Source organism: Kribbella sp. WER1, assembly GCF_054189145.1.
The window spans coordinates 3,614,020-3,640,891 of sequence record NZ_CM135186.1; the positions used below are offsets into that span (position 1 = coordinate 3,614,020).

A 26,872-nucleotide genomic window follows, 5' to 3' on the forward strand; every position below is an offset into this window, starting at 1 on the left:
GGGCGACAGTAACCACACCGGTCGGTATACTGTCAGTATGCTGGACCAGCAGATGAGACTGCTCGTGGACCGCCAGGTGCCTGCGGCACCACGCCTGACCCCGGCCGGCGAGCGGATCCTGGCGGCCGCGTCGACCCTGTTCTACGAGCAGGGGATCCGGACCGTCGGCGTCGACGCGATCGCCGCCGCGGCGGACGTGACCAAGAAGACGCTGTACGACCGGTTCGGGTCGAAGGACCGGCTGATCGCTGCGTATCTGGAGGAGCGCGACCGGACCTGGCACCGGTTCCTCGACGACCAACTCACGGAGCGGAAGCCGGCGACACCCGAGGCGATGATCCTGGCGTTGTTCGCGGCGCTGACGGACTGGCTGGCCGGGTCGCGCAACGGGTGCGGATTCATCAACGCGAGCGTCGAGCTGGCCGCGCCGGACCACCCGGCGATGCCGGTGATCGTCGGCCAGAAGCAGTGGCTGCGCGCGGAGTTCGAGGCACAGGCCCGGGCCGCCGGGCTCGTGGATCCTGCTGAACTCGCCGATCGGCTGCTGCTGCTCCACGAAGGAGCGCTCGTCAGCTACCGCGTCGCGGCGATGCCCTCGGCACCGGAGGTCGCGGCGCGGGCAGCCGCCGATCTGCTGGCGGGCTGGCCGCGCTAGCTGTTGCTGCGTTTCGTGACGGTCAGGCCGACGAGGCGGGACACGACCATCGCGACGTATCCGACGCCGGCCAGCTGCTCGAGCATGACGACCGACCGGCCCCACGCGGTGACCGGGACGATGTCGCTCAGGCCGGTGCTCGACATCGTGGTGAAGCTGAGGAACAGCAGCTCCATCCAGGTACGGTCGTTGTCCGGGGCAACGGCTGCGGTGAAGCTACCCGGGACGAGCGCCTGGACGAACACGTACAGATAGGCGAATCCCCAGGCCACCAGCGTGAACGTGGCGCCGGTCGCGAACAGCTCGTCGACGCTCACGTCGTGGTCCGACAACATGTAGCGGAGCAGGCTGTACGCCGCGTAGAAGTAGAAGGCCGCGTGCAGTACGCCGGAGATCGCGACGACCGCGCCGGCCGGGTTGAACGCGTCGAGCACCGACAGCGCGACCGCCGGAATGCCCAGGCAGATACTGACCCAGGTGAGGCCCGGCGTCGCGCGGACCGAGACGACCGCGAGCACGAGTACGACGATGCCGAGGATCTCGAACGCCACCCGCCCCGGGCTGGAACCCTCCATCGCCGGGTAGACCAGAACGCCGAGCAACTGGACGACGAGCAGCACCGCCGACGGGTTCCTCCGGGCGTACCGCAGCAGCGTCATCGGTCGCTCTCGCGCGAGGCGATGATCGCCGCCCGGCGCGCGAGCCGGTGACTGCGGCGGATCTCCGCCTCCCGGAGCCGCCGCCGGTCCTCGTCGGTCACCGGCTCCACCTGCGGTACCTTCCGCGGCTGCCCGTCCTCGTCGACCGCGACAAACACCAGGTACGCCGAGGCCACGTGCACCTGCGGACCGACGGCGTCCCAGCGGTCGGCGGTGATCCGGACGCCGACCTCCATCGAACTGCGTCCGGTCCAGTTCACCTGGGCGCTGAAGTGCACGACGTCGCCGACCCGGACCGGGACCAGGAACACCATCTCGTCCATCGACGCGGTCACCGCCGGACCACCGGAGTGCCGCGCGGCGACCACACCCGCGGCCGAGTCGACCAGCGTCATGATCACGCCGCCGTGCACGGTGCCGAGCAGGTTGGTCTCGTTCTGCGCGGTGATGTGCGACAGCGACAGCCGCGTCTCCGAGGTCGGCCGCGACGCCGGGCTGCTGGACATACAGATGCTCCTTCGAACTTCGTGCCGGGACTGCCGCAGGGTATCCGGCCCGGTTGTCCACAGGGCCGGATCGGCCGTTCCGCGCGGGCCCGATCCTCGTACCTTCTCTGCCGACTTCCCCGCAGCTCCACCGATCCGGAGGCCCCGCGATGCCCGTCGACACCACAGACCATGCCCACGGCAACGACCCCTGTCTTGACCCTTGCCTTGACCGCCGAGGGCTGCTCGACCCGATGCTGCCACCGTTGACCCGACCGCAGGCCGACCGGCTGGTGCAACTCGCGCTGACCGCGGCCGCGGGGCTCGGCCTGTCCCTGAGTTATCACGGCGACGCGGCGCTGGTGCCGGTCGACCGCTCCGCCGACCGTCCGGTGCTCGGGCTGGGCAACCTCGCCCGCGTCGTCAGCCGCTACGAGGAGGACCGCTGGCCGGAGATCGTCACCGAACACCTCGGGGCCGTCGTCGAGCAGTTCCGCGCAGGTCCACCGGTGCCACCTGCCGACCCGGAGCGCGAGCTGATCCAGCGGATCGTGGCCCGCGACGCGTTGCCGCCCGACTGGACCGAGGACCGACCCGATTTCCTGCCCGGGCTGATCGCGGCGCCGTCCACGCAACAGGACGACATCATCACGCTGTTCCTGGACGCCGCCGACCTGGGGGTGAGCCGGACGGACGCCGATCGGTTCGGCCTCGCCAACCTCCGCCGTCTCGAGGACGACGTGACCTACCTCGGCGACGAAGGCGCCCGGATCGCCTTTGTCAGCGGGACGGGGTACGGCGCCTCACGCGCGCTCGTCCTCGACACCGTGCTCCGCGAGAGCCTGGAGGTCGAGCACGCGCCGTTCGGTGTGCTCGCCGCCGTGCCGGCCCGCGACAACCTGATGCTGCACGTCATCGAGGACCTCAGCATGATCCCGGCCCTGGGGCTGATGCTGAGTCTCGCGGCCCGGTCGTACGCCCGCGATCCTGGGCCGCTGTCTCCGGACGTCTACCTGGTGACGCCCGAGCTGGTCTGGCATCCCGCCACCACCGCTCCGCCGGGCGACCTTCGGCTGCGGCCGTCCGCCGAGTTCGAGGTGCTCGCGCGGCGGCTCGCCACCGGTGAGCACACCCGCTGACGTCCGCCGTTCTCAACTACCAGGAGGTGTGAAATGACCAGGCCAGTCGGAGTAGCGGATGCGGGAGATCTCACGGACCTCGCCGAGGGTGCTCCACTCGTCCTTGCCGAGCCGGGCGAGCGGGCGGAGCCGATGGACGTCCGGATGGTTCCCGTCCAGCATGGCGGCGTCGATCGCGAGATGCCGGACCTGACCGATGACGAGTGTGCAGTCACCGAGCGGCAGCGTGGTGTGCAGCGTGCACTCGAGCGCGACCGGCGACTCCGCGACCCGCGGTACGGCGACGGTCCGGGACGGCTCGGGGGTGACGCCGATCGCCTCGAACTCCGACACCTCGGGCGGGAAGTTCGTCCCGGAGGCGTTCACCTGCTCGTAGAGCGGTTCGGCGGCGAAGTTGACCACGAACTCGCCGGTCGCCTCGACGTTGTTCAGGCTGTCCTTGCGGCCGACCGAGGTGAACTGCACCATCGGCGGCTGCACGGACGCGACCGTGAAGAACGAGTGCGGCGCCAGGTTCAGCACTCCGGCGGCGGAGCGGCTCGACACCCACGCGATCGGCCGCGGGACGACCACGGAGTTCAGCAGTGCATAGAACTCCCGGCGCCCGGCGCTCTCCGGATCCACATCGACACGCACGCCCGCAGTACATCAAACTCGGTGGACGCCGCCGTACCCACCTCTCGGGACGGCGGGTCACGCGGACGACGGAGCGGTGGTTTGGGCGAGCAGGGCGACTTCCTGGAGCAGGTGGCCGCGGTGGCGCGGCGGCACCGCGTCGACCCCGCGGAGGTGCGGGAGGTCGCCGGCGGGGTGGCCAACCGGGGCTTCGTGCTCGGCGAGGAGCTGTTCCTGCGGGTCAGCCGTCCCGGGTACGAGGACGACCTGCGCAAGGAGACCCAGGTGGTGCCGGCCGCCCGGTCGGTCGGCGTACTGACCCCGGCGATCGTCGAGTACGACGCCGGCCGCCGGGTCGTCGAGGCGCCGTACGTCGTGATGCAACGCGTCCACGGGAGCGAGCCCGTCGACGTACCTGCTGGTCTGGCCGAGCAGCTCGCGCGGCTGCATCAGTTCGAGCGAGCCGGTTCGGGTCTGGACCTGTCCGAGGTGCCGGAGGACGGGTGGGGCGATCCGTGGCGGACGATCGACGACCTGGCCGACCGGGGGTACATCGATCCGGCGACCGCCACCTGGCTGACCGGGTGGTTCACGCGGCTGGCCGAGCGGATCGACGCGGGCGGGCCGAAGGTCCTGATCCACGGAGACGTTGCCGCCCACAACCTTCTGGCCGGGCCGGGTAACGACCTCCGGGCGCTCATCGACTGGGGCGATGCGGCGTGGGCGCCGGCCGCCATGGACTTCGCCAAGATCCCGCTGACCCAGGTCGCCGCGCTGCTGCCGTCGTATCTGCGCCAGGCCGGGTCTCCGGGGACCTCGGAGCACGACCTGGCCGCCGCGGTGCTCTGGTTCCACCTGTCCTGGGCGCTCGCCAAACTCCCAGCCGACCCGTGGCCCGGCCAACGGCACTGGACCGCGCCGACGACGAGCCGGCTGCTCGGTCTCCTGCAGTTCTTCACGACCACGCCGCCCGCCCCGTGGGCCGACCTCGTCTGAGGATCAAGAAGGTGGACTTCTTGGTGTCAGTGATGGGGTTTCTGCCGCAAAACAAGGGGGTTTGAAGATGTTCGTCCATGGGGCAGACTGGGGCTTCGTGACTGATTATGTGGCGGCTGCGGGCCGGTACGACGACCAGATGAGCTACCGGCGGACGGGCCGGAGCGGGCTGCGGCTTCCGGCGATTTCGCTGGGGTTGTGGCACAACTTCGGTGACGACAAGCCGTTCACGACCCAGCGGGACATCCTGCGGCGGGCGTTCGACCTCGGCGTCACGCACTTCGACCTGGCGAACAACTACGGCCCGCCGTACGGCTCGGCCGAGACGAACTTCGGGACGCACTTCGCGCGGGACTTCAAGCAGTACCGCGACGAGCTGATCATCTCGACCAAGGCCGGGTACGACATGTGGCCGGGGCCGTACGGTCAGGGCGGCGGGTCGCGGAAGTACCTGCTCGCGTCGCTGGACCAGTCGCTGAGCCGGATGGGCCTGGACTACGTCGACATCTTCTACTCGCACCGGTTCGACCCCGACACCCCGCTCGAGGAGACGATGGGCGCGCTGGACGCGGCCGTCCGCTCCGGCAAGGCGCTGTACGCCGGCATCTCGTCGTACTCCGCGGACCGTACCCGGGAGGCGGCCCGGATCCTGGAGGAGCTCGGTACGCCGCTGCTCATCCACCAGCCGTCGTACTCGATGCTGAACCGCTGGATCGAGGAGGACCTGCTGGACGCCGTGGGCGAGCTCGGCGTCGGCGTGATCGCGTTCTCGCCACTGGCGCAGGGCGTCCTCACCAACCGTTACCTCGACGGCATCCCCGCCGACTCCCGGGCCGCCCAGGGCAAGTCACTGAACCCGGACTCGCTGACCGAGGACACCCTCAAGCACGTCCGCGCCCTCGCCGAGATCGCCAAGGAGCGCGGCCAGTCCGTCGCCCAGCTGGCCCTCGCCTGGACCCTCCGCGACGACCGCGTCACGAGCGCCCTGATCGGCGCGTCCAGCGTCGCCCAGCTCGAGGACAACCTCGCCACGGTCCGCAACCTCGGCTTCTCCGCCGAAGAACTGGAAGCCATCGACGCCGACGCCGTGGAAGCCGGCATCAACCTCTGGAAGAAGAGCTCCGACGCCTGATCCCCGCTGACACCCCTCGAACGCCCGCCGACCGCACGGCGGGCGTTCGCCGTTCCGGCACCCGGCGGGCAGGGTGGAGGGTGGGTTACGGAGGGGTTCGGGGTGGTTGCGGTTTGGCGCGGATGGGCACAGGCTGGGAGTGACATCTGGAGGTGGTTGTCGTGACCGCTTCGACGCTCGAAATGGCCCTGACGTACGAGCACGCGCGGATCCGGGAGCTGGCTGAGCCGGCTCATCATCCCGATGCGGCGCATCCCGAGCACCGGCATCAGACGGACTGGTTCTACGCGATCGCCTCGCAGCATCTGGCGGCCGCCGAGGACGTGCTCGTACCGCATATCCGGCGGCTGCCCGACGGGAGCGGCCTGGTCGACAAGTACGTCGGGAACGCGAAGGAACTGGAGCGCTCGCTGCGCTACCTGAAGGGACGGCAGTACGGCGACAGCCGGTTCCTGCATCTCCAGCACTACGACCTGTGGCAGTACATCGACCGGCTGCTCGACGAGCACGAGGCGATGGAGTCGACGTACAGCCGGCAGATCACCGAGGAGCTCGCCGACCCCGACGTGAACGCGCTCACCGAGGACCTGCTGGAGGCCGAAGAAGTGGCGCCGACCAGGGCGCACCCCGCCTCCCCGCACACCGGGATGGCCGGGCGGATCGCGCACCGGATGTGGCGGATGGCCGACACCGCCTGGGACAGCGCCGAGGGGCGCGTGGTGCCGACCAAGTACCACGCCCACCCGAAGCGCGACTCCGCGCTCTCGCACTACCTGTACGGCACCCCGATGCCGCGCGAGGAGGAGCCGCAGTAGAAGGGTGCCGGCCCCCACTGCGCCTGGTTGTGGGAGCCGGCACGGGGCCCGTCACCGCTGCGCCTGATGTGCGGTGCCGGGACCCTGCGCCCTCCCCCGCTGCGCCTGGTGTGCGGGGGAGGACGGTCCATGGGGTGTTATCGCAGCCCGTCGATCGCCTTCTTCGCGCCCGGATGCAGCGGCACCGGGTCAGTCTTGTCGGCGCTGTCGAGCGTGATGCCCTTCGCGGCCGCGTTCACCGTGACCAGGGAATCCAGGTTGTCGTAGAGCGTCTTCGTGAGCTGCTCGGCGAGCTCGTCCTTCATGTCCTTGCGGACCAGCAGGACGTTCGGTACGACGATCGTCGCGACGTCGGCCGGCTGCTTGTACGTCGCCGCCGGGATCGGTGCCGCCGAGTACACCTCGCCGTACTTCTCCTGCATTTTGGGCAGCAGGTCCGTGATCGGCAAGAGCTTTACCCCCTTGCCCATGCTGGTGACCAGGTCGGTGATGCCGCCGGTCGGCAGCCCGCCCGACCAGACGAGCGCGTCGATCGACCCGGACTTCATCGCGTCCACCGACTCCGGCAGCCCGAGCCGCTGCGCGGTCACGTCCTTCCCCGGATCGAGACCGGCGGACGAGAGCAGCCGGCGGGCGATCACCTCGGTGCCGGAGTTCGGCGAGCCGGTCGAGACCCGCTTGCCCTTCAGGTCCGCGATCGAGTTGATGTTCGCCGCCGTCCGTACCGCGACCTGCGTGTAGTTGTTGTACAGCCGGGTGAGCGCGACGACGTCCTGCTTCTCCTTGAAGCTGTTCACGCCCTTCACCGCGTCCGCGGCGGAGTCGCCGAGCGAGAACGCGACGTCGTAGTTGCCGCTGACCAGGCCCTGGATGTTCTGCACCGAGGCACCGGTCTCACTCGCGGTCGCGCGGTACCCGGACATCTTCTGCGAGATCACCGAGGCCAGCGCGCCGCCGAGCTGGTAGTACACGCCGGTGGTGTTGCCGGTGGCAATCGTCAGCCGGCCGCCGCCCTCCGAGGAGCCGGCGGGTTGACGCTGACCACCACAGGCAGCAAGGGAGACGACAGCCAGAAGCGCCACAACAGGACGAAATCTCATCCGGTTCCTTCCTCGGCAGTGGACTGGCGTTGCCGCCGGACCAGGTTGATGACGACGGCGACAAGTAGCAAACAGATTCCGACCGTGATGGTTACGGGCGCGAGGTACAGCAGCAGGGCCGCGGCCGGTACGCAGACCGCCCGCTCGAGCCAGGTCGCCCGGACGAACACCCAACCGCCGGTGACCACGGCCAACGCCGCGACGGCCAGCATCGACACGACGGTGGTCCAGACCATGCCGACGAACGAGCCCTGACCGAGCAGATGCGACCCGTTGTCGGTGAGCACGAACGCGAACGGCACCAGGAACGCGGGCAGCGTGTACTTCCACGCCTGCCACATCGTCGGGATCACCCGGCCGCCGGTGATCGCGGCGGTCGCCACCGCGGCCAGTGCGGTCGGCGGCGACACCTCCGACAGGACGGCGTAGTAGAAGATGAACATGTACGCCTCGGGCTGCGTCACCCCGAGGTTCACCAGGGCCGGCGAGATGATCACCGCCGCGATGATGAAGGACGCGGTCACCGGTACCGCGAGCCCGAGGATCATCACGGCCAGCCCGGACAGCACCACGGTCAGGATCAGCACGACCGTGTGGTTCTCGGTCAGCCCGTGCGCGGCGTTGACGATGATCTCCGCGAGGTTCAGCCCAAGCCCGGTCTGGGTGGTGACCGCGACGATCACGCCGGCGGTCGCGCAGGTGGCGACCACCGGCAGCACCGAACGGGTGCCCTGGGCAAGCGCTTTGAACAACGGCCGCCCGGTCAGCCGGTGCTCCCGGTCCAGGAACGACAGCCCGAACTGGATGATCACCGCGTAGACCACGGCCTTGAACGGCGGTACGTCGACCGCCATGAAGCCGATGATCACGAACAGCGACAGGAAGTGGTACCCGAACCGGAGCAGCAGCCGCCACGCCGAATCGATGGACACCTCGGCAGACGTCGTCCCGTGCTTGCGGGCGTCGATCTCGATCGCGAGCAGGATGCCCAGGTAGTACAGGATCGTCGGGATCACCGCGAACCCGAGCACCTTCAGGTACGACACCTGCAGGAACTCCGCGATGATGAACGCGGCCGCCCCGAGCGTCGGCGGCGACAGGATCGCGCCGATCCCGGACGCGGCCAGCATCCCACCGGCCGGCTCGGGCGGATACCCGGCCCGGCGGAGGATCGGCCAGGAGACGGTCCCGAGCGACACGGCGGTCGCCGTACCCGAACCGGACACGGTGCCGAGCAGGAAGCCCGCCAGCGTGACGGTGCGGCCGGGCGCCGTACGACTGCGTTTGAAGGCCGCGAACGACAGGTTGATGAAGAACTTGCCCGCGCCCGAGTAGTCGAGCACCGCGCCGTAGATGGTGAACAGCACGATGTACGACGCCGCCACGCTCAACGGCGTCCCGTAGAAGCCCGCCGTACCCATCGTGAGCTGGGCGATGATCGCGTCGAAGTTGAAGCCCTGGTGCGCAAGCGCCCACGTGTACGGCAGGTACCCGCCGTAGTAGGCGTACGCGATGAAGACGAGGCTGAACACCGGCAGCACCCAGCCGGTCGTACGACGACACGCCTCGAGCAGGAGCACCAGCAACAAGGCCCCTGCGATCACGTCCATCGCCGTAGGCGCCTGCCGACGCTCCAGGTACCCGTCGAAGTCCAGCAGCGGGTAAACGCAGACAACGAGGGCCAGCACGGCGAGGACCCAGTCCAGGATCCCCGGGTCGTCGTGCGTGCCCCTACGCCCCGGAAAACCTCGGTAACACAGCAAAGTGATCGGCAGGACTGCTGCGAGAAAGATCACCAGGTAGAACTGCGTGCCTTGTGGTAAAGGGAAGAAGACCTGGGCCAGCACGCCGACGCTGACGATCGTGCACCAGACCGACAGCACCAGGTCCAACGTGGGCCGTAGGCGCCGCGCGGGCCGCTCCTGCTCGTATTCGGCCAGCTCTTCGTCGGAGGGCGCCGTGGCCCCTTCCCCGTCATCAATACCGACAGTCATCGACCGGCTCCCTCCTGTGCCCGGAAGGCTAATGTTGCCGAACACTGCATGGAGTCACGTGATTACGTCTTTACCAAGATCTGACACATGAGGCCGTGACCTGGCCTACGATCACCGCATGAGTGGCGCGGTCCGGATTCTGCTGGTCGAGGACGATCTCGATATCGCCAATGCCCTGATACCCGCCTTGCGGCGTTACGGCTTGATGGTGACGCACGTGCGGACGGCCGCGGATGCGCTGGCCGCGGACCCCGGAGACCTGGTCCTGCTGGACCTCGGGCTGCCGGACGGGGACGGCATCAACGTGTGCCGGCAGATCCGCACGGTGTCCGACGTGCCGGTGATCGCGGTGACCGCGCGTGGCGAAGCGGCCGACCGGGTCCGCGGGCTGCGCAGCGGCGCGGACGACTACGTGGTGAAACCGTTTGCCATTTCCGAGCTTCTGGCCCGCATCGATGCTGTACTTCGTCGTACCGGTCTCTTGCAGCCCCGCCCCCGGGTGACTGTCGGCGACCTGACCGTGGACATCGAGGCCCGCACGGTCCAGGTGGCGGACAAGCCCATCAGTCTGACCCGCAAGGAGTTCGACGTGCTCGCAGTACTGGCCGCGCACCACGGCCGGGTGGTCCCCCGGGAACAGGTCGCGCTGTACGCGTGGCAGTCGGTGTTCGAGGCGTCGTCGCGGACGATGGACGTGCACGTCGCCTCGCTGCGCGCCAAGCTCGGCCGGCCCGAACTGGTCCAGACCATCCGCGGCGTCGGCTACCGCCTGGGTTCGGACTGACCGTTGCGCCGTCGACTACTGCAGTCCCTCGTCCCGATGGTCGTTGCCCTGGCCATCGTCGCGGTCATCCCGCTGGCGAACTTCATCGCCACGAGTACGTCGCGCACGCTCTTCCTGTCCCGCAGCAACGACGCGGACTGGTTCGCCGCGATGGCCGAAGGCCCGTTGCAGACCGGTGACATCGCCAACCTCCGCGAGCTCGCGGTCCGGTACCAGGAGCTCTACAACACCCCGGTCTTCGTCGTGGACGTCGACTCCCGGGTGATCGCCACGTCCGTGTCCGGCGTGGACGTGAAGGAAGAGGACATCGCGACCGCCCTGCACAGCACGCTGGCGGGCCGGCTGCCACCGGAGCCCCCGGCGATGTGGCCGTGGCGGTCCGGCGAGATGATCGTCTCCCGTCCGGTCGTCAACAACGGCTCCGTGCTCGGTGCCGCCGTACTGCGGGTGCCGACCGAGAAGGCCCGTGACCAGGTGCAGAGCGGGCTGCTGCTGCTCCTCGGCGGGCTGCTGATCAGCATCGGCGCGATCATCGTCGGCATCGTCCGGCCGATCACCCGCTGGGTACTGCGGCCGCTGCAGGACCTCGACAACGCGACCCACCAGATCACCCGCGGCGCGCTCGACACCCGCGTCTCGACCGACGGCCGCGCACCCGAACTGCGACGACTCGGCGACAGCTTCAACTCGATGGCGCTGAGCCTGCACCAGGCACGGCAGCGTGAGCGGGAGTTCGTCGCGGACGCGTCGCACCAGCTGCGCACCCCGTTGACGTCGGCCCGGATCCACATCGAGGGCCTGTCCCGGCTGTCCCCGACCGCGCGGTTCGCGCTCAGCGACATCGACCGGCTCGGCCGGATCGTCCAGCGGCTGTCCCGGCTGGCCGGCTCGGACCGTCCGTCGGCCGATGCCGAGGGCAACGAGGCGCCGCTGGACCTGGCGCAGGCGGTGAAGGAGCGGCTGGTCGGCTGGAAGGCCGTGTACGCCGCCGACGACATGGAGCTGGTGGTCGGCGAGATGGTCCCGGGCGGGGTCGCCCCGGAGCTCGAGGTCGACGACATCCTCGACGTACTGCTCGACAACGCCTCGAAGTACGGCGCGCCGCCGGTCGAGGTGTCGGTCACGCGGGACGGTACCGAGGTCGTGATGTCGGTCCGCGACCACGGGCTCGGGCTCGGGTCCCGGGACCTGAAGAAGGTCGGCGAGCGGTTCTGGCGCAGCGCCCACCACCGGGAGATGCCCGGTACCGGTCTGGGCCTGGCGATCGTCCGCTCCGAGGCGGCCCGGGTGGGCGGCCGCGTGGTCGCCCGCCCCCCGATCGGCGGCGGCCTGGTCATCGAGGTCCGAGTCCCCCTCCTCGAGGACTACGACGCCTGACCCACGCCAGACGCCCGGCAAGACGAACGGACAACCGTTCCCGGTGTGCGGAAGCGCAGGAGGCCGGCGCGCGGGAGCGCGGGAACGCGGCGTCAGATGTGGTTCTGGCGGTACCAGCGTTCGGCGGCCGGGTGGAGCGGGACCGGCATCGTGGCGATCGCCGATCGGGGGTCCAGGGCGCCGGCTTCGGGGTTACCGGCGGGGGTCGGGCTGGCGCCGGGGGTCGCGGGCGTGTCGCTGGGCATCGCGACCCCCTTGACCAGGTCGTTCTGCCGGCGGAACAGCGTGTTGACGGTCCACCAGGCCCAGGAGTCGGACAGGTCGCTCCGGGCGATCAGGTAGTTCGGGATCGCCAGCGTCGGCACCGAGCTGGCCAGCCCGTACTGCGACGGCGGAATCGGTGCGACCAGGAAGCCGCCGAACTCGCTCAGCGCGATCTGCTGCGCGACATTGCCGATGTCCAGCAGCCGGAACCCGATGCCCTTCTGCAGCAAGGCGATCGGGTCGGTCGGCACGCCGCCGCTCCAGATGAACGCGTCGAGAATCCCCTTGGTGGCGCCCGGTTTCGGCTGAACGGCCCTGGCCATCTCGGCCAGACTCATATTCTGCCGGGTCACGTCGATCTTGGTGGGGTCGATCCGCGAGCCCGGCGCCAGCTTCGCGTTGGCATCGATCACGGAGGCCTTCACCCGGTCCAGGATCATGTTCGCGACGATCTCGGTGCCGGAACCCTTCGGGCCGACACCGACGACCGCCCGCCGGGTCGGGGCGTCGCTGTTCGGGAACAGGTCCGCGAGGCTGGTCGCCTTCGACGCCATCGGTACGACGACGTGCACGTAGTTGTCGTACACCCGGGCCAGGGCAGTGAACTTCAGCCGACCGGTCGCGAACGCGCCGGTGCCCTCGTACGCCGCCAGCGCGGTGTCCGACGTACAAAAGCCGAGGTCGGCCTTGCGGCTGGCGACCGCGATCAGGTTGGCCACCGAACCGTCGGTCGGGATCGGCGTCAGCTCGACGCCCGTGACCTCGCTCACCAGCTTGCTCAGGGCCGAGCCGAAGACGTTGTAGACGCCGCCGGCGTTGCCGGTGGCGAAGACGGCCTTCTCCGACGGTGCGGGCTCGTCCGCGCGGCCGCGGGAGCAGCCCGGCAGCAGCAGCCCGGACGCGGCCGCGGCGCCGAAACCGAGCAGGCTGCGGCGGGTCAGGCCGGTCGACCGGGCGGGGGTGAGCAGGCGGGGGCGATCCATGCAGACAACCTAGACAACAATCAGGCCGAGCGGGTAGCCGTGCCGCCGCCCCGCAACCCAACCGCTACCCGGGGTTTCGTGGCGAAACTGCGTCTGGACGCGCGCGGGGTTGGTGTGACAGCGTTGTCATCCGTGCGGCCGTAGCGGCCGTGTGAGGAACCTTTCCCGGAGGCTGATTTCGTGCACGACGACCGTCAACTCATCGAGGAGCGGCTCAGGCGCGCCCTGCGGGAGCGGCTCCGCCCCGCGATCTACGGCGCGGCCGTCCCGCTGGACATCCAGGTATGGCACGCACCGGGTGAGCCGGTGACCCCTGCCGAGGCGCTCGCCCAGACCTACGAGCCTGCCCAGATCGGGCTGCCGTGGGGACCCGCGTGGGGTACCGCCTGGTTCAAGTTCAGCGGCCAGGTGCCGGCCGAGTGGGCCGGCAGCGAGATCGAGGCCGTCATCGACCTCGGCTTCAGCGGCGGCCCCGGGTTCTCCGCCGAGGGCCTGGTGCACACCACCACCGGCCGCCCGCTCAAGGGCCTGCACCCGCGGCAGACGTACGCGCCGCTGTCGATCCTCGGCCCGGACGGTACGGCGGCCTCCGCCGGCGACACCGTCGAGTTCTACGTCGAGGCGGCCGCGAACCCGGAGATCCCGCTCGACAACGCCTACGCGAAGACCGACATCGGCGCCGGGCTCGGCGACCACCCGATCTACCAGCTGACCCGCGCCGACCTGGCGGTTTTCAACGCCGAGGTGTGGGACCTGATCCTCGACCTCGAGGCGCTGGACGGCCTGCAGAAGGAGCTGTCGCCGCAGGAGCCGCGCCGCCGGGAGATCCTCCGCGCGCTCAGCCGCTCGCTGGACGCGCTGGACTACGAGGACGTCGCCGGTACCGCGACGGCCGCCCGCGCCGAGCTCACCGACGTACTGAGCCGGCCCGCGCACGCGAGCGCGCACCAGTTGTCCGCGGTCGGGCACGCGCACATCGACTCCGCGTGGCTCTGGCCGCTCCGGGAGACCCGCCGCAAGGTGGCCCGGACCGTGTCCAACGTTGCCACCCTCGCCGAGGAGTACCCGGAGCTCGTCTTCGCGTTCTCGCAGGCGCAGCAGCACGCGTGGGTGAAGGACAACTACCCCGAGGTCTGGGAGCGGCTGAAGAAGGCCGTTGCCGAGGGCCACATCGTCCCGGTGGGCGGCATGTGGGTCGAGTCCGACACCAACCTGCCCGGCAGCGAGGCGCTGGCCCGGCAGTTCGTGCACGGCAAGAAGTTCTTCCTGGACGAGTACGGGATCGACACCCAGGAGGTCTGGCTGCCGGACTCGTTCGGCTACACCGCGGCGCTGCCGCAGCTGGTGAAGCTGTCCGGGTCGAAGTGGTTCCTGACCCAGAAGATCTCCTGGAACAAGGAGAACAAGTTCCCGCACCACACGTTCTGGTGGGAGGGCCTCGACGGGACCCGGGTGTTCACGCACTTCCCGCCGATCGACACGTACAACTCCGACCTGTCCGGCCGCGAGCTCGCGCACGCGCAGCGAAACTTCGCCGAGAACGGCGCGGCGACCCGGTCGCTGGTTCCGTTCGGGTACGGCGACGGCGGTGGCGGCCCCACCCGTGAGTTCGTCGCGACCGCGCGCCGGGTGAAGGACCTGGAGTCCTCGCCTCGCGTCACCATCGAATCGCCGACGGAGTTCTTCAGCGCGGCCGAGGAGGAGTACTCCGAGCACGCTCCGGTCTGGTCCGGCGAGCTCTACCTGGAGATCCACCGGGCGACGTACACCTCGCAGGCCAAGACCAAGCAGGGCAACCGGCGGACCGAGCACCTGCTCCGCGAGGCCGAGCTGTGGAGCGCCGCGGCGGTCGTGGCGGGCAAGCTCGACGCGTACCCGTACGAGGACCTGGACCGGCTGTGGAAGATCGCGCTGCTGCACCAGTTCCACGACATCCTGCCGGGTTCGTCGATCTCGTGGGTGCACCGTGAGGCCGAGCGCACCTACGCGAAGGTCGCCGACGAACTGGACGCGATCATCTCCCGCGCGCAGCAGGCGCTGGCCGGCGAGGGTGACGAGCAGATCGTCTTCAACGCCGCGCCGCACGGCCGCAACGGTGTCGCCGGTCTCGGCGCCGGCGTCGCGACCGCCGCGGGCCAGGCCGTCACCGTCGAGAACGGCGTGATCGACAACGGCCTGATCCGGGTCACGATCGACGAGCGCGGCCTGATCACCTCGCTGTACGACGTCGAAGCCGGCCGCGAGGTCATCGCACCGGGTGCCGTGGGCAACCTTCTGCAGCTGCACGTGGACACCCCGAACCACTGGGACGCCTGGGACGTCGACTCGTTCTACAAGAACAACGTCCGCGACGTCACCGAGGTCGACAGCGTCGACTTCAGCACTGCCGACGACGAGGCGGTCGTGGTCGTGAAGCGGTCCTTCGGCCGGTCCACGGTCACCCAGACCCTGCGCGTGCTTCCGGGTACCAAGCGGGTCGACATCGAGACCGAGATGGACTGGCACGAGACCGAGAAGTTCCTGAAGGCGGCGTACCCGGTCGACGTGCACGCCGACCGGTCCGCGTCCGAGACGCAGTTCGGGCACATCTTCCGGCCGACCCACCAGAACACCTCGTGGGACGCGGCGAAGTTCGAGATCGCGGCGCACCGCTGGGTGCACGTCGGCGAGCCGGGGTACGGCGTTGCCGTGGTCAACGACTCGACGTACGGCCACGACATCAACCGGACCGCCCGCGAGGACGGCGGTACGACGACCACGATCCGGACGTCGCTGATCCGCGCGCCGCGGTTCCCCGACCCGCAGACCGACCAGGGCGTGCACGTGGTGAACCACGCGCTGGTGGTCGGCGCCGGGATTCCCGAGGCGATCGAGGAGGGCTACCGGATCAACCTGCCGGAGCGCGTCGTCAGCGGCGCCGGCGCGGTCGAGCCGATCGTTGCCGTCGACAACAGCAACGTGATCGTCGAGGCGCTGAAGCTGGCCGACGACCAGTCCGGCGACGTCGTCGTCCGCCTCTACGAGTCCACCGGCGGCCGCTCCCGCGCGACGGTGACCCCGTCGTTCGCGGCCGCGTCCGTCACCGAGGTCGACCTGCTCGAACGCGACCTCGCCGACCGCGACCTGCAGGACAACGGAGTCACCTTCGAACTCCGCCCGTTCCAAATCCTCACCCTGCGCTTCAAGCGCGCCTGACCCCACCCCGAAGGCCCGCCCAATCCCCCCTTGGGCGGGCCTTCACCTTTAGCTGCGGGCTGCCGCGGTGACCAGTTGGCCGAAGGCTTGCATGCCTTGGGTGCTGGGGTGGAGGGGAGCGGCGGCTGAGGTGGGGATGAGGCCTTCGAGCCAGCGCCGGGATGTCGGGGCGCAGGCGTCGTGGTTGATGCTGGGGGTGCGGAGGTCGACGTAGTGGGCGCCGTGGGCGGCGGACTGGGTGGCCAGCATCGTGTTGAGGCGGTCGATGGTGGACTGCAGGTAGTTGGCGTCCACCGGCCAGACGGGGATCTGGGGATAGCAGCCGTTCGGGCGGATGTACGTGCCGTAGCCGGTCACCAGGACGCGGGCGTGTGGGCTGCGGCGGTGGATCTCGTCGAGTGCGGCGCCGAAGGGCGCGGCGGTGGCCGCGATCCGGGCGGCCAGTTGGTCGGTGCCTCCCGCGGTGAAGCGCGCTTTGCAGGAGGCGCCGGCCGGTGGCGGGAGCAGGTTGATGCAGCTGAGCGCGGCCGCGACCAGCCCGGTGTCGTTCCCGCCGATGGCGACCGTCACCAGATCGGTCGTCGGCTTCAGCGCGTCGTACTGCGGCGCCTCGAACCCGAACTGCTTCCCGCTGAAGTCCGGAATCACCGCCCCCGAACACGTCACATCGGTCAACCGGGCACCGAGCGCGGCCGCCGCGACATGCGGGTAGTTCACCCCCGACCGCAGACACGGTACGTCGACCTGCGGCGGGATCAGCGGCCCCGCGGCCGACGAGTCCCCCAGCGCGACGTACTCGAGCGGCCCGGCCGCCCGCGCCGTCGCCGGCCCGGCGACCAGTCCCGCCATCAACACACCCACCGCGAGCAGAACGCCTCGTCGCATCGCTGTCACCCTTCGCCGCCGATCGATCACTACCTTCGAGTAGTAATGTTCGACCCCAAAGCACCCGCCCGTCGCTAGGGCCACACCCAGACTTCGGAAGGTGATCGTTGTGACCGATCACAAGGAGCTGCGGTCCGGCGGCGTACCGGTGCACGAGATCCTGCGCGCCGAGCTCGGCGTACTGGTCGACGACGTCCTGCGGCAGCTGGTCGCGGACATCCCGCTGTACGCGCAGCTGCCCGACGAGGAGCTGCAGGGTGACATCCGGCGGATCACCGAGCGGACGCTGCGCGCGTTCGCGGAGACGTTCCGGACCGGCGTCGTGCCGACGGGTGCCGCGCTCGACCCGCTGCGGGAGTCGGCGACCCGCCGGGCCGAGGAGGGCGTACCGCTGGAGGCGTTGCTCGCGGCGTACCACCTGGGCGGGAAGGTCTGCGCGGAGCACGTCGCGGCCCGGTTCCGCCCGGAGGAACTGCCGGACGCGCTCGCGCTCAACCGGCTGATCCTCGACTTCCTCCAGCGTGTCACCGCGGTCGTGTCGGCGAGCTACTTCGAGGAACGCCAGTCGATCGCCGGCGAGGACCAGGCCAGCCGCCAGACCCTGTTCACCGCCCTCGTCGAAGGCCGCCTGCCCACCCAACGCGCGGGCGACGAGCGGGGGACGGAGGGGTTGCCGACCGGTGAGTGGACGGACAGTGCGGGTGGATTCGCGGGGGCGCGGTTGGCGGCGGCGTACGTCGTGCTCGGGCTGGCGGCCGGTCCGCATCCGGACGAGTCCCGGCCCGGCGTCGACGCGCAGATCGTTGCCCGCCGCAAGCTCCGGCGGCTCCGCGTGGAGCTCGACCGCACCCCGGGCAGCATGTCCGCCCTGTCCCCGACGGCGGCCTCGCCCTTCTCCCGGCCGGCGGCGCCGCAACCGCGGCCGGGCGTGCCTGGCTTGGGCGGTTGCGGGAACGGCTGGAGCGGGTCTCCGGGGCCGAGGTGACGATCGCGGTCGCTCGGGCAGCGCCGAACGACGTACCGGCCGCGGTCGGCTTGGTACGAGAGCTGCTCGAGGTCGTACGTCTCCACCACCGACCCGCCGGCGTCTACGAACTGGACGACCTGCTCCTGGAGTACCAGCTGAGCCGACCGGGTCCGGCCCGCGAGCGCCTCGCGGACATGCTGGCACCGCTCGCCGACCGGCACGACCTGATGACCACCCTGCGCCGCTACCTCTCGAACGCGCGCAACCGCCGGCAGACCGCGATCGACCTGCACGTCCACGCCAATACCGTCGACTACCGGCTACGCCAGGTCGGCCGGCTGACCGGCCTGGATCCGGGCCGCGACGACCAGCTGCCGCGGATCGTGGCGGCGCTTGTCGCGTTCGACGCCCGGCGTTCACCCGGCTGACGTAGCGTGCCAGTATGGCTCCGACACCTTTGCTCGGTTCCCGCACCCTCGACCGGCAGACGGCGCGCACGCTGCCGCCCGGGCCGAAGCTCCCGACGCTCACCCAGACCGTACTGTTCGCGAGCCACCGCAAGACGTTCTTCCCGCGGATGCGGGAGAAGTACGGCGACGTGTTCACGATCCGGCTGGTGCCGTCGAGCCGCGTCTGCGTCGTACTGAGCCGGCCCGAGCACATCAAGGAGGTGTTCGGCAGCCCGCCCGCGGTGATGCACGCCGGCGAGGGCAACACGGTGCTCGAGCCGATCATGGGCTCGCACTCGCTGCTGCTGCTCGACGACGAGGACCACGTCCGGATGCGTAAGCAGCTGATGCCGGCGTTCTCCGGCGCGGCGCTGCGCGGGTACGCCGGGATGGTGCACGAACTGGCCAAGGCCGAGGTCGCGCAGTGGCCGACCGGTACGCCGTTCAAGGTGCACCAGCGGATGCGGAACCTGACACTCGAGATCATCCTGCAGGTGATCTTCGGCGTCACCGACGTGGACCGGCTGAACACCCTGCGGCCGTTGCTGGACAAGATCGTCTCGGTGTCGCCGGTGATCATGCTCGGCGGCTTCTACCCGCCGCTGCTCAAGGTCCGGCCGTGGAAGACGTTCCTGGACACCCAGCAGCGGATCGACGAGATCCTGTCCGACGAGATCGCCGGCCGCCGCACGACGTTTGCCGGGCGCAACGACGTACTGTCGCGATTGCTTGCCGCGGGCAACTGGTCGGACGTGGAGCTGCGGGACCAGCTGGTCACGTTGCTGCTGGCCGGGCACGAGACGACGGCGACCGCGATGGCGTGGGCGTTCCACGAGCTGGCGCGGCGGCCGGAGGAGCTGGCGTTCGGCCAGCGGGCGGCCGATGCCGGCGCGGACGACGAGCTGGAGGCGATCGTCAAGGAGGCGCTGCGGCTGCACCCGGTCGTCTACCAGGTCGGCCGCCGGCTCACCGAGACCGCGGACATCGCCGGCTACCGGCTGCCGCGCGGGACGACGATCATGGCCGCGATCGGCCTGGTGCACCGCGACGGCGAGCACTTCCCGAACCCGAAGGACTTCCGCCCGCAACGCTTCCTGTCCGACGACCCGCCGGCGCCGGGAACCTGGATCCCGTTCGGCGGCGGGGCCCGGCGCTGCATCGGCGCCGGCTTCTCGCTGATGGAGGGCACCGAGATCCTCCGCGCCGCCCTCACGACGTACAACTTCCAGGCCCCCGACCCCACCCCCGAACCGGCCCAGCCCAAGAACGTCACCCTGGTCCCCCGCCACGGAGCCGAGGTCACGGTAAGCCGCCGCTGACCCGACGCCCCGGGGCAAGCCCCGCCCTCCTGCCTCTGATGGGTCTACCTGCCAGAGGCAGGGTTTGCGCCCAGTATCTGGTGGGCGAACCCTGCATCTCGTGGGTAGACCCACCAGAGGCTTGGGGGACGGTCAGTCTTCGGGGTCGCCGACGTCGCCCAGGTCTACGTCGCGATAGTTCGAGCGGTCGCCTTCGTCGTCGTCCGACAGTTCGAAGTCGTCCTCGTCGACCACGTGGACGGCGGCCTCCTCGGCGCCGGCGGCTGCGCCGTCGATGCCGACGTCCGAGGCGTACAGCTCGCTGTCGTCGTCCTCGCGGGTGCCCTCGTCGGACGCGACCAGCCGGCCGGAGCGGGTGTTGCCGACCTCCGGGCCGCCGACGTCCTCGCCGTCCTCGGCGTACGGGTCGACGTCCGGGACCTCCTGCGCGATCCGCTGGTCCAGGCTCTCGCCCTGCAGCGCCTCGTCGGCCGTCGTACCGAAGCCCTCGCCCGCGGACCACTTCTCCGGCGGCGAGTACCCCTCGTCGAGCAGGTCGGCCACGCCGCGGTCGTTGAGGGTGTCCCCCGGCTGCAACTGGTCCTCGTCGTCCACCGAGTAGCTGCCGTAGTCCTCACGGTTGTTGTCGCTCATGTGCAAACCTTGGCGCGTCGCACACGGCGGAATCAAGCTCAACGGAGAATGGGGCTCGTGGATCCGGTCAGGTTGACGTTGGACCAGTTGCGGGAACTGCGGGACGACATCGCCCCGCAGGCCGCGCGGCGGTCGCGTGCGTCGATCCGGCGCCGGATCGAGCGCTGGCGCAGCCGGGCGTTCTTCATCGCCCAGTGCGCACTGGCGGCCGGCGTGGCGTGGACGATCGCGCGGTACGTCGTCGGTCACAAGCAGCCGTTCTTCGCGCCGGTCGCGGCGATGGTCTGCCTCGGGTTCAGCTTCGGTCAGCGCCTGCGCCGGGTCGCCGAGGTGATGGTCGGCGTCGCGGTCGGGGTCGGGGTCGGCGACCTGTTCGTGAAGGTGTTCGGTACCGGCGTCGCGCAGCTGATCTTCGTGATCGCGCTGGCGATGAGCGTCGCCGTACTGCTCGGTGCCGGCAACCTGATGACCACCCAGGCCGGCGTCCAGGCCGCGATCGTCACTACGCTGCTGCCGAACCCGAACGCCGGCTTCAGCCGCTGGCAGGACGCCGCGCTCGGCGGTCTGGTCGCGCTCGCGGCCGCCACCATCGCGCCGGCCGCCGCGATCCGGCGCCCTCGGCAACAAGCCGCGGGTGTCCTGAGTGAGCTGGCGGAGATCCTCAACGAGACCGCGGACGGCCTGCGCTCCCGGCACGAGGAGGCGGTCACGGACGCCCTCCGCCGGGCCCGGGCCAGCGAGTCCCGGCTCGACGACCTGCGCAGCGCAGCCGAGGAAGGCGTCGCGGTGGTCCGGCTGTCCCCGTTCCGCCGTCGGCACCGCGGGCGGGTGCAGGAGATCGCGGACCTCGTCGTACCGCTGGACCGGGCGATCCGGAACACCCGGGTCCTGGTCCGCCGGTGCGCCGTCTCGGTATGGCGGGACGAGGGGATGCCGGCGGAGTACCCGATGCTGCTCGAGCGGCTCGCGGACGGCACCCGGCTGATCGGCGAGTCCCTGTTCGAACCGGCCGCCGACGTCGCGGCCCACCGGGTCCTCGGCGAGCTCGGCCGCCGTACGGCGGAACTCCCGCTGCCGACCGGCCTGTCCGCGGTCGTCGTCCTCGGCCAGCTCCGGTCCACGATCATCGACCTGCTCGAACTCACCGGCACGTCGTACGACGACGCCCGCAAGCTGGTCCCGCTCCGCCTGGACGGGCTCGACGAGAAGTAAGTGACTCAGGTCACACCTCGTTTCGCCGTCATACCTCGTCACGCTCCGCGTCTCACCGGCATGACGATCCACCGACTGATGAGCACGATGGCCACCGAGCAGGTTCGTGATCTCGAGGACCTGCTGGCGATCGACATCCAGACCCCTGACGACCGGACCGACGCCGCCGCCGAGCAGTAAGGCGCCAGCCGGACGAACGGAACCGGGCGGCGACCCGGACGGTCTTGCCCACCGAGCCAGACCGCACGGAAGTCGCACACCAAACGCAGAGGCGCCCTAGTGCGAGGCGCCCCCGGATCCGTTACGGCGCACCGCCACAGAGGTGCGCCGCCAACCACCCGCCGACCGTCCTGACGCCGCTTGCGCGAGGCTCAGGCAGGTCGGCGGGTGGTTTTCACGTTGATTGCCTTACGCAACAGTGATCTCGGTGGTCACCGAGTTCGCGATGAAGCATTCCTGATGCGCCAGGTGGTGCAGCTTGCCGAGCGTCGCGGCGTCGGGTTCGGCGCCGCCCCAGACGATCTTCGGGTGCAGCGTCACATGCGTGACCGCGAGCCGCCCGGCCGCGTTCTTCGACATCACGCCGACCGCGTGGTCGTCGTACGCGTCCACCACCAGCCGCTTGCGGGCCGCGATCGCCAGGAACGTCAGCATGTGGCAGGACGACAGCGCCGCCACGAACGCCTCTTCCGGATCGACCGGCCCCGGGTTCCCGAGGTACGCCGGGTTCGCCGAGGCCGGGACCGCGATGCCGCCGTCGAAGCGCCACTCGTGGTCGCGGTTGTAGCTGTCGTAGGTGAAGTCGTGCTCGCCACGGCTCCAGCTGACGTCGACCACGTGCTCCGACATGGGGTATCACCCTTCCGAGACGGCCGCCTTCGCGGCTGCGGTGACGGGATTGCATCGTACGGGAGTGTGCCCGGGCAGCTTGGCGACGTAGTCACTGTCGTACCGGGCCGCCATCCCGGCCACCGGGAAGTCCGTCGTCACCCATTGCGCGCCGCTCGCGAGCGCGATCCCGAGCCGGGTGTAGTCCTTGTCCCGGATCGTCGCCATCGGCTCGTCGGACCGCGTGCGGACCAGGTACCCCTTCTGCACCAGCCGCTGGATCTCGGCCTGGTTCGCGCCACGCGGGTCGTTCACCTCGGTGACGGCCGCGTCCGGTGCGCCTTCCGGCCCGCGGGTGAACACCGCACGGCCTTCCAGGTTCGGCTTGCCGGCGGTGTAGGTGTCGCGGATCTCGCCGGGTCCGCCGTTGTCGAAGTAGAACATCACCTGCCCGCGGACGCTGTTCAGCTTCGGCCAGCCCTTCGTCAGCACGGACTGCTCGAGGGTCAGGCCGGGCTTGCGGACGTCGTCCGGCGTCAGGATCTGGTTCTCGCTGAACACCGACCGGATCTCGGTGTCGACGCTGTCCAGGTTGCCGGCGTCCCACGGCGGCGCCTTCACCCCACCGGCCGCGACGACGGCCGGGTCGGACTGCTTGAGCTCCAGGTTGATCGCGATCGGCACGTGGTTCGGGTGTGCGTCGGACCAGGTCTTCACCTGCTGCAGGCAGCCGACGAACGTGTCGCAGTTCGTGTTGTAGTCGAAGTCCGGGATGTGCATGACCTTGATCCCGGGCTTGGCCATCGCGGGATCGGTGAGCGGACCCTGCCCGGTCAGCTTCCGGATCAGCGGGTACGTGTACAGACCGCCCTGGGGGTCCGGGTACAGGTCGAACTCGAGCGCCCGGACGTTCTGGTCCTCGAGCTGCTGGGTGATCGGTGCGTGCGAGTACCAGAGGTCGACCGAGCCGGCGTTCTGTTGCTGCTGCACCTTCTGCTCGGCCGGGCTGAGCTCACGGTGGTACGAGTTGTGCGACCCGACCACCTGGAGCTGGTTCAGCCGCAGGTCGTCGCCCGGCGAGCCGTGCCGGGTGTACGCCGTACCTGCCACTCCGGACGCGGCGAGCGCGGCGGACGCGAGGCCCGCGACGACGGTTTTGTTGACGCGCATAAAAGATTCCCCTCCTCATGACCAACTGTCGGCAATCTGTCACAAAGAGGTGGCAACGCTGTCCCCGGAACCGTGGACAATGAGTGAATGGTGACATCGGGCGCGTATCCGCTCCGCCGTACGCCGACCCAGGACCGGGCCAGCCGGCAGGTCGAACGGATCCTGGACGCGGCCTGCGCCGAGGTGGTCGAGCGCGGGTACGACGCGGCGTCGACGAGCGGGGTCGCGAAACGGGCCGAGATCGCGGTCGGCAGCGTGTACCGGTACTTCCCGGACAAGCGCAGCCTGATCCAGGCGATCGAGCGCCGGAACCAGGCGCGCTACACCGACGCGGTCCGCGAGCGGCTGGCCGCGGTGACCAGCTGGCGGGGCGCCGTGGACGTCACGCTGGACACGTTCCGGGAGATGCACCGCACGGACCCGGGGTTCAAGGCGGTCGTGCTCAGCGGGCTCGGCGACCCGGAGCTGGAGGCGAAGCCGGGCGAGTTCGACGACCAGCACGCCGGCGAGTTCGCGGAGCTGCTGGTGGCGCGATTCGGCGCGCGGGAGTCGCGCGACTTCCGGCTGGCGGTCACGCTCAGCATCACGATGGGCGAGGCGCTGGCGCACCTGGCGGATCGGCTGTCCGGGGACGAGGCGGAGTACGTCCTGGATCGGGGCCGGCCGGTGCTCTACGACCTGCTCGCCCCGCATCTGCCTGCTTGAGCCGGGAGGGGCCCAAGCAGGTGTTCCGTCAGGCTGCTGGGGCCGCGGAGTACGGCCCCATCGTCGGCCAGTGGCTGACCCGGCCGGCCAGCCGGGCGCGGCGCGGGTTCCGGACGTCGTACGCGACGATCACCCGGTCACCCTTCGCGTAGGTGATACGGCTCCCGACCGGGAACTTCCGGGCCACCTCGTACGGACCCTCACCCCGGCGGGTGTAGTACTCGACGATGACCTCGGTGTAGATCGCCGGGGCACCGCCCTCCAGTTGACCGCGGACCGGGCCTCGTACCCGCACCACTCGTCCTGCGGTCTTCTCCTCCGTGCCGGTGGGGAGCTCGGTCCGGCGCAGGCCGGCCAGAACCTCGGTCACGATGAAAGCCGCGACCACCAGCACCAGGCCGAACCCACCTAGTACAACGATCGTCAACATGGCACTCACCCCCGACGCGCCGCCCGCGAGCGACGCGGTCGTTTGTCGAAACTGCCTTGCACGGCCCTTGCCGTACACCGGTGGGACGCCACCGGACTCCACTTGGTTCCGTGTAACTTCACGAAACTTTTACAGGACCACTTTTTCGTCTACAGGACCATAGTAGAGTCCGGTGGAGCGGTGTTTCTAGAGGTAGAGTTGACCTGTAGTTGTCAGTTTTCGCCCATTCCGAACCGGTACTGCGGCGGTACTGGCCGCTGTGTGCCAAGCGCCTCCTCGGCGGCCAGCCAGTAGTCGGCGAGCGGGTTCGCACCCTCCCGGACGGTGGCCAGCTGGATCCCAGCCGCCAGCAATTCATGGGCTTTCGCCGGATTTCCGGTCTCCAGCGCGTGCCGTACCCGGAGCAGCTGGATCCGCGGGTCGTCGGGCGCCTCGGCCAGCATCCGCTCCGCCCGCGGTACGTCGGAGTCGAGCGCGGCCGTGACCGCCTCCACCACCAGCGGTACCAACCGGGGCTGGAGGGCGACGGCACGCTCGTAGTAATCCAACTCGCCCGTAACTACACCGAGGTTGCGTAGAGCCCAGGCGTTGTCCCCCGACTCGCGCCACGCCGCAACGGCGCCGTCCACATCCCCGTCGTAGTGCCGCGCGACGCCCCGGTGGTACCAGACGAGCCAGTTGTCCTCAGCCGCCTCCAGCAGCTCCCGCCACGCCACCAACGTCCCATCCGGTACGTCGCCCTCCGCCGGCAGTTGCCCGTCGAGCAACGGCAGCCAGGCCAGCTCCCGCGACGTCAGGGTGTCCTGGCTGAACGGCGTACCCGCCGACACGGCCCAGCCGGTCCGCTTCAGCTCCAACGCACCCCACCCGGACCCCAACGCCAGCTGTTCCACCGGCGCAGCATCAACCACCCGCGCCCACTCCCGCTCCCGCTCCGCCAACCCACCCAGCACCGGACCCAACGCAGCAGCCCCACCTTCGCGAGCCGCCTTCCAGTCCTGGGAGTGCGCAACACCGGCGTCCATGGACAGACGTCCGTACGCTTCCAGCCAGCTCCAGGAGGTATCAGCAGGCAGCCTGAGGTGCTCCATCTGCGTCCGAGCCAACCCGGCCTGAATCTCGGCGTACCCGTCACCCGGCATCCCAGGCGCCAGCCACTCCTGCCAGCGCTTCCCACCGTCCCCCTGACCCCACACGAACAGCTTCCGCCCGCGCAGCCGCTCGGTCGACGCCTGCACCAGCCCGTCGCCGTCCCCGTCAACGGACGCGATCCACGACCCCTCCCCCGCCAGCGGCTCGAAGAAGTAGTCGATCGCCCGCGGATGCCGCATCGGGTACGTCAGGTCCGTGGTGACGTCGACCAGGTCGAGCCGGCTGCCGTACCCGAACTGCCACGCCTGCTCGGCCGGCACCAGCACCCGCCGGTCGGGAGACTGCGGTACGGCGATGTTCGACCACCAGTACGCCGGGACGTCGGCGTCGGACGGGTTCTGCAGCCGGACGCCGACGTACAGGAACTCCGAGTCCGCGGGCAGCCAGAAGTCGAGCTGGGTGACGAGGTTCCGGGTGCGTTCGAGTTCCCACAGCCGCAGGACCGGCGTACCGTCCGGGCCGTCGACGCGGGCGGCGTGCATCGGCGCGCAGGTCCCGGTCCAGTGGCCGGTGCTGCCGACGTTCCACTCGACGCCGCCGGCGAACCAGGCGTTGCGCAGCGCGAGGTTCGCGGGCTGGAACACCGGGTTGCGGTAGAGCAGCTCGGTGCCGTGGTGGACGAGCGAGTACAGCCGGCCGCCGAGGCTCGGCAGTACCGTCGCGCGGACGTGCTCGTTCTCGAGGACCAGCGCGGGCAGCGAGGTCTCGACGAGCGTGCGGTCGTACGCGTCCTGGTTGAGGCACGGCAGCGGGCTGTGCAGGCCGCCGTACTCGATGTTCGCCCGCAGGTCGGCCGGGAGCTCTGCGAGGTTCTGGACCTGGTGGAGTTCCTGCTGGGTGCGCAGCGGCGGCAACGGGTTCTCCGGACCGAGCGAAGCTGCAGGAATCACGAGGTTTTGCGCAGAAAGAGTCGTCACAGACACCATCAT

At 69.9% G+C, this 26,872-nt stretch carries 25 protein-coding genes; 13 read left to right on the plus strand and 12 right to left on the minus strand.

The window, feature by feature from the left end:
- The first annotated feature begins 52 nt into the window (after positions 1–52).
- Positions 53–655: a TetR/AcrR family transcriptional regulator gene (locus tag ACXJJ3_RS17545; protein WP_458171220.1), complete on the plus strand. Its 603-nt coding sequence runs from the start codon at positions 53–55 to the stop codon at positions 653–655.
- On the opposite strand, the gene ACXJJ3_RS17550 is transcribed toward ACXJJ3_RS17545, so the two are convergent.
- Positions 652–1,314 carry a potassium channel family protein gene (locus ACXJJ3_RS17550; protein ID WP_458171222.1) on the minus strand — a complete coding sequence of 221 codons (663 nt, stop codon included), beginning with the start codon at positions 1,312–1,314 and terminating at the stop codon, positions 652–654. The two genes, ACXJJ3_RS17545 and ACXJJ3_RS17550, sit on opposite strands and share 4 nt — an antisense overlap.
- Positions 1,311–1,820, minus strand: coding sequence for an acyl-CoA thioesterase (locus tag ACXJJ3_RS17555; protein WP_458171224.1), 510 nt, complete (start codon positions 1,818–1,820; stop codon positions 1,311–1,313). Before ACXJJ3_RS17555 ends, ACXJJ3_RS17550 begins: the two co-directional genes overlap by 4 nt.
- A 245-nt stretch (positions 1,821–2,065) precedes the next feature.
- Here ACXJJ3_RS17555 and ACXJJ3_RS17560 point away from each other — a divergent pair, with 245 nt between their 5' ends.
- The gene (locus tag ACXJJ3_RS17560) at positions 2,066–2,938 is read left to right on the plus strand and encodes a hypothetical protein (protein ID WP_458171226.1); all 873 of its coding nucleotides are present in this window, start codon (positions 2,066–2,068) and stop codon (positions 2,936–2,938) included.
- Between the two features lie 12 nt (positions 2,939–2,950).
- Here the strand turns inward: ACXJJ3_RS17560 and ACXJJ3_RS17565 are convergent, their stop codons facing one another.
- Positions 2,951–3,574, minus strand: coding sequence for a flavin reductase family protein (locus ACXJJ3_RS17565; protein ID WP_458171227.1), 624 nt, complete (start codon positions 3,572–3,574; stop codon positions 2,951–2,953).
- 81 nt (positions 3,575–3,655) lie between these two features.
- Here ACXJJ3_RS17565 and ACXJJ3_RS17570 point away from each other — a divergent pair, with 81 nt between their 5' ends.
- From ACXJJ3_RS17570 to ACXJJ3_RS17580, 3 genes are all read left to right on the plus strand, one after another.
- Positions 3,656–4,549 (plus strand): phosphotransferase family protein, encoded by an 894-nt coding sequence (locus tag ACXJJ3_RS17570; RefSeq protein ID WP_458171228.1) that lies wholly within the window; start codon positions 3,656–3,658, stop codon positions 4,547–4,549.
- A 67-nt stretch (positions 4,550–4,616) separates the two neighbouring features.
- Entirely contained in the window at positions 4,617–5,681 is a 1,065-nt protein-coding gene (mgrA, locus tag ACXJJ3_RS17575) for an L-glyceraldehyde 3-phosphate reductase (RefSeq protein ID WP_458171229.1), read from the plus strand.
- Positions 5,682–5,842: 161 nt separating this feature from the next.
- On the plus strand, positions 5,843–6,496 hold the full coding sequence (locus ACXJJ3_RS17580) for a hypothetical protein (RefSeq protein WP_458171230.1): 654 nt from the start codon (positions 5,843–5,845) through the stop codon (positions 6,494–6,496).
- A 137-nt stretch (positions 6,497–6,633) separates the two neighbouring features.
- Here ACXJJ3_RS17580 and ACXJJ3_RS17585 read toward each other — a convergent pair whose 3' ends face one another.
- Both ACXJJ3_RS17585 and ACXJJ3_RS17590 read right to left on the minus strand, forming a co-directional pair.
- Positions 6,634–7,578 (minus strand): TAXI family TRAP transporter solute-binding subunit, encoded by a 945-nt coding sequence (locus ACXJJ3_RS17585; RefSeq protein ID WP_458171231.1) that lies wholly within the window; start codon positions 7,576–7,578, stop codon positions 6,634–6,636.
- A gap of 14 nt (positions 7,579–7,592) precedes the next feature.
- Positions 7,593–9,590 carry a TRAP transporter permease gene (locus ACXJJ3_RS17590; RefSeq protein WP_458171233.1) on the minus strand — a complete coding sequence of 666 codons (1,998 nt, stop codon included), beginning with the start codon at positions 9,588–9,590 and terminating at the stop codon, positions 7,593–7,595.
- 118 nt (positions 9,591–9,708) lie between these two features.
- On the opposite strand from ACXJJ3_RS17590, the gene ACXJJ3_RS17595 reads away from it, so the two are divergent.
- Positions 9,709–10,374 carry a response regulator transcription factor gene (locus ACXJJ3_RS17595; protein ID WP_012918592.1) on the plus strand — a complete coding sequence of 222 codons (666 nt, stop codon included), beginning with the start codon at positions 9,709–9,711 and terminating at the stop codon, positions 10,372–10,374.
- Between the two features lie 36 nt (positions 10,375–10,410).
- Positions 10,411–11,751 (plus strand): sensor histidine kinase, encoded by a 1,341-nt coding sequence (locus ACXJJ3_RS17600; protein ID WP_458171234.1) that lies wholly within the window; start codon positions 10,411–10,413, stop codon positions 11,749–11,751.
- Positions 11,752–11,843: 92 nt separating this feature from the next.
- Here ACXJJ3_RS17600 and ACXJJ3_RS17605 read toward each other — a convergent pair whose 3' ends face one another.
- Positions 11,844–12,998: a TAXI family TRAP transporter solute-binding subunit gene (locus tag ACXJJ3_RS17605; protein ID WP_458171235.1), complete on the minus strand. Its 1,155-nt coding sequence runs from the start codon at positions 12,996–12,998 to the stop codon at positions 11,844–11,846.
- 180 nt (positions 12,999–13,178) lie between these two features.
- On the opposite strand from ACXJJ3_RS17605, the gene ACXJJ3_RS17610 reads away from it, so the two are divergent.
- Positions 13,179–16,193 (plus strand): alpha-mannosidase, encoded by a 3,015-nt coding sequence (locus tag ACXJJ3_RS17610; protein ID WP_458171236.1) that lies wholly within the window; start codon positions 13,179–13,181, stop codon positions 16,191–16,193.
- Positions 16,194–16,241: 48 nt separating this feature from the next.
- Here the strand turns inward: ACXJJ3_RS17610 and ACXJJ3_RS17615 are convergent, their stop codons facing one another.
- Entirely contained in the window at positions 16,242–17,078 is an 837-nt protein-coding gene (locus tag ACXJJ3_RS17615; RefSeq protein WP_458171237.1) for an SGNH/GDSL hydrolase family protein, read from the minus strand.
- Positions 17,079–17,187: 109 nt separating this feature from the next.
- Between ACXJJ3_RS17615 and ACXJJ3_RS17620 the strand changes: the two genes are divergently transcribed.
- Genes ACXJJ3_RS17620 through ACXJJ3_RS17630 form a run of 3 tightly spaced genes read left to right on the plus strand, consistent with a single transcriptional unit; the run spans position 17,188 to position 19,813 of the window.
- Positions 17,188–18,063, plus strand: a complete 876-nt coding sequence (locus ACXJJ3_RS17620) for a hypothetical protein (protein WP_458171239.1) — start codon at positions 17,188–17,190, stop codon at positions 18,061–18,063.
- The gene (locus ACXJJ3_RS17625) at positions 18,024–18,473 is read left to right on the plus strand and encodes a PucR family transcriptional regulator (protein WP_458171240.1); all 450 of its coding nucleotides are present in this window, start codon (positions 18,024–18,026) and stop codon (positions 18,471–18,473) included. Before ACXJJ3_RS17620 ends, ACXJJ3_RS17625 begins: the two co-directional genes overlap by 40 nt.
- 14 nt (positions 18,474–18,487) lie before the next feature.
- Positions 18,488–19,813: a cytochrome P450 gene (locus ACXJJ3_RS17630; protein WP_458171241.1), complete on the plus strand. Its 1,326-nt coding sequence runs from the start codon at positions 18,488–18,490 to the stop codon at positions 19,811–19,813.
- A gap of 132 nt (positions 19,814–19,945) precedes the next feature.
- On the opposite strand, the gene ACXJJ3_RS17635 is transcribed toward ACXJJ3_RS17630, so the two are convergent.
- Positions 19,946–20,446: a DUF5709 domain-containing protein gene (locus tag ACXJJ3_RS17635; protein ID WP_458171242.1), complete on the minus strand. Its 501-nt coding sequence runs from the start codon at positions 20,444–20,446 to the stop codon at positions 19,946–19,948.
- 48 nt (positions 20,447–20,494) lie between these two features.
- Here ACXJJ3_RS17635 and ACXJJ3_RS17640 point away from each other — a divergent pair, with 48 nt between their 5' ends.
- On the plus strand, positions 20,495–21,658 hold the full coding sequence (locus ACXJJ3_RS17640; RefSeq protein WP_458171243.1) for an FUSC family protein: 1,164 nt from the start codon (positions 20,495–20,497) through the stop codon (positions 21,656–21,658).
- A 408-nt stretch (positions 21,659–22,066) separates the two neighbouring features.
- On the opposite strand, the gene ACXJJ3_RS17645 is transcribed toward ACXJJ3_RS17640, so the two are convergent.
- Both ACXJJ3_RS17645 and ACXJJ3_RS17650 read right to left on the minus strand, forming a co-directional pair.
- A complete protein-coding gene (locus ACXJJ3_RS17645) occupies positions 22,067–22,507 on the minus strand; it encodes an OsmC family protein (protein WP_458171244.1) in 441 nt (146 codons plus the stop codon).
- Between the two features lie 6 nt (positions 22,508–22,513).
- On the minus strand, positions 22,514–23,656 hold the full coding sequence (locus ACXJJ3_RS17650) for a phosphatidylinositol-specific phospholipase C1-like protein (protein ID WP_458171245.1): 1,143 nt from the start codon (positions 23,654–23,656) through the stop codon (positions 22,514–22,516).
- An 87-nt stretch (positions 23,657–23,743) separates the two neighbouring features.
- On the opposite strand from ACXJJ3_RS17650, the gene ACXJJ3_RS17655 reads away from it, so the two are divergent.
- Entirely contained in the window at positions 23,744–24,361 is a 618-nt protein-coding gene (locus ACXJJ3_RS17655; RefSeq protein ID WP_458171246.1) for a TetR/AcrR family transcriptional regulator, read from the plus strand.
- 28 nt (positions 24,362–24,389) lie between these two features.
- On the opposite strand, the gene ACXJJ3_RS17660 is transcribed toward ACXJJ3_RS17655, so the two are convergent.
- Positions 24,390–24,791, minus strand: coding sequence for a hypothetical protein (locus ACXJJ3_RS17660; RefSeq protein ID WP_458171248.1), 402 nt, complete (start codon positions 24,789–24,791; stop codon positions 24,390–24,392).
- A gap of 212 nt (positions 24,792–25,003) precedes the next feature.
- Positions 25,004–26,833 carry a DUF5107 domain-containing protein gene (locus ACXJJ3_RS17665; protein ID WP_458171249.1) on the minus strand — a complete coding sequence of 610 codons (1,830 nt, stop codon included), beginning with the start codon at positions 26,831–26,833 and terminating at the stop codon, positions 25,004–25,006.
- Positions 26,834–26,872: the final 39 nt, after the last annotated feature.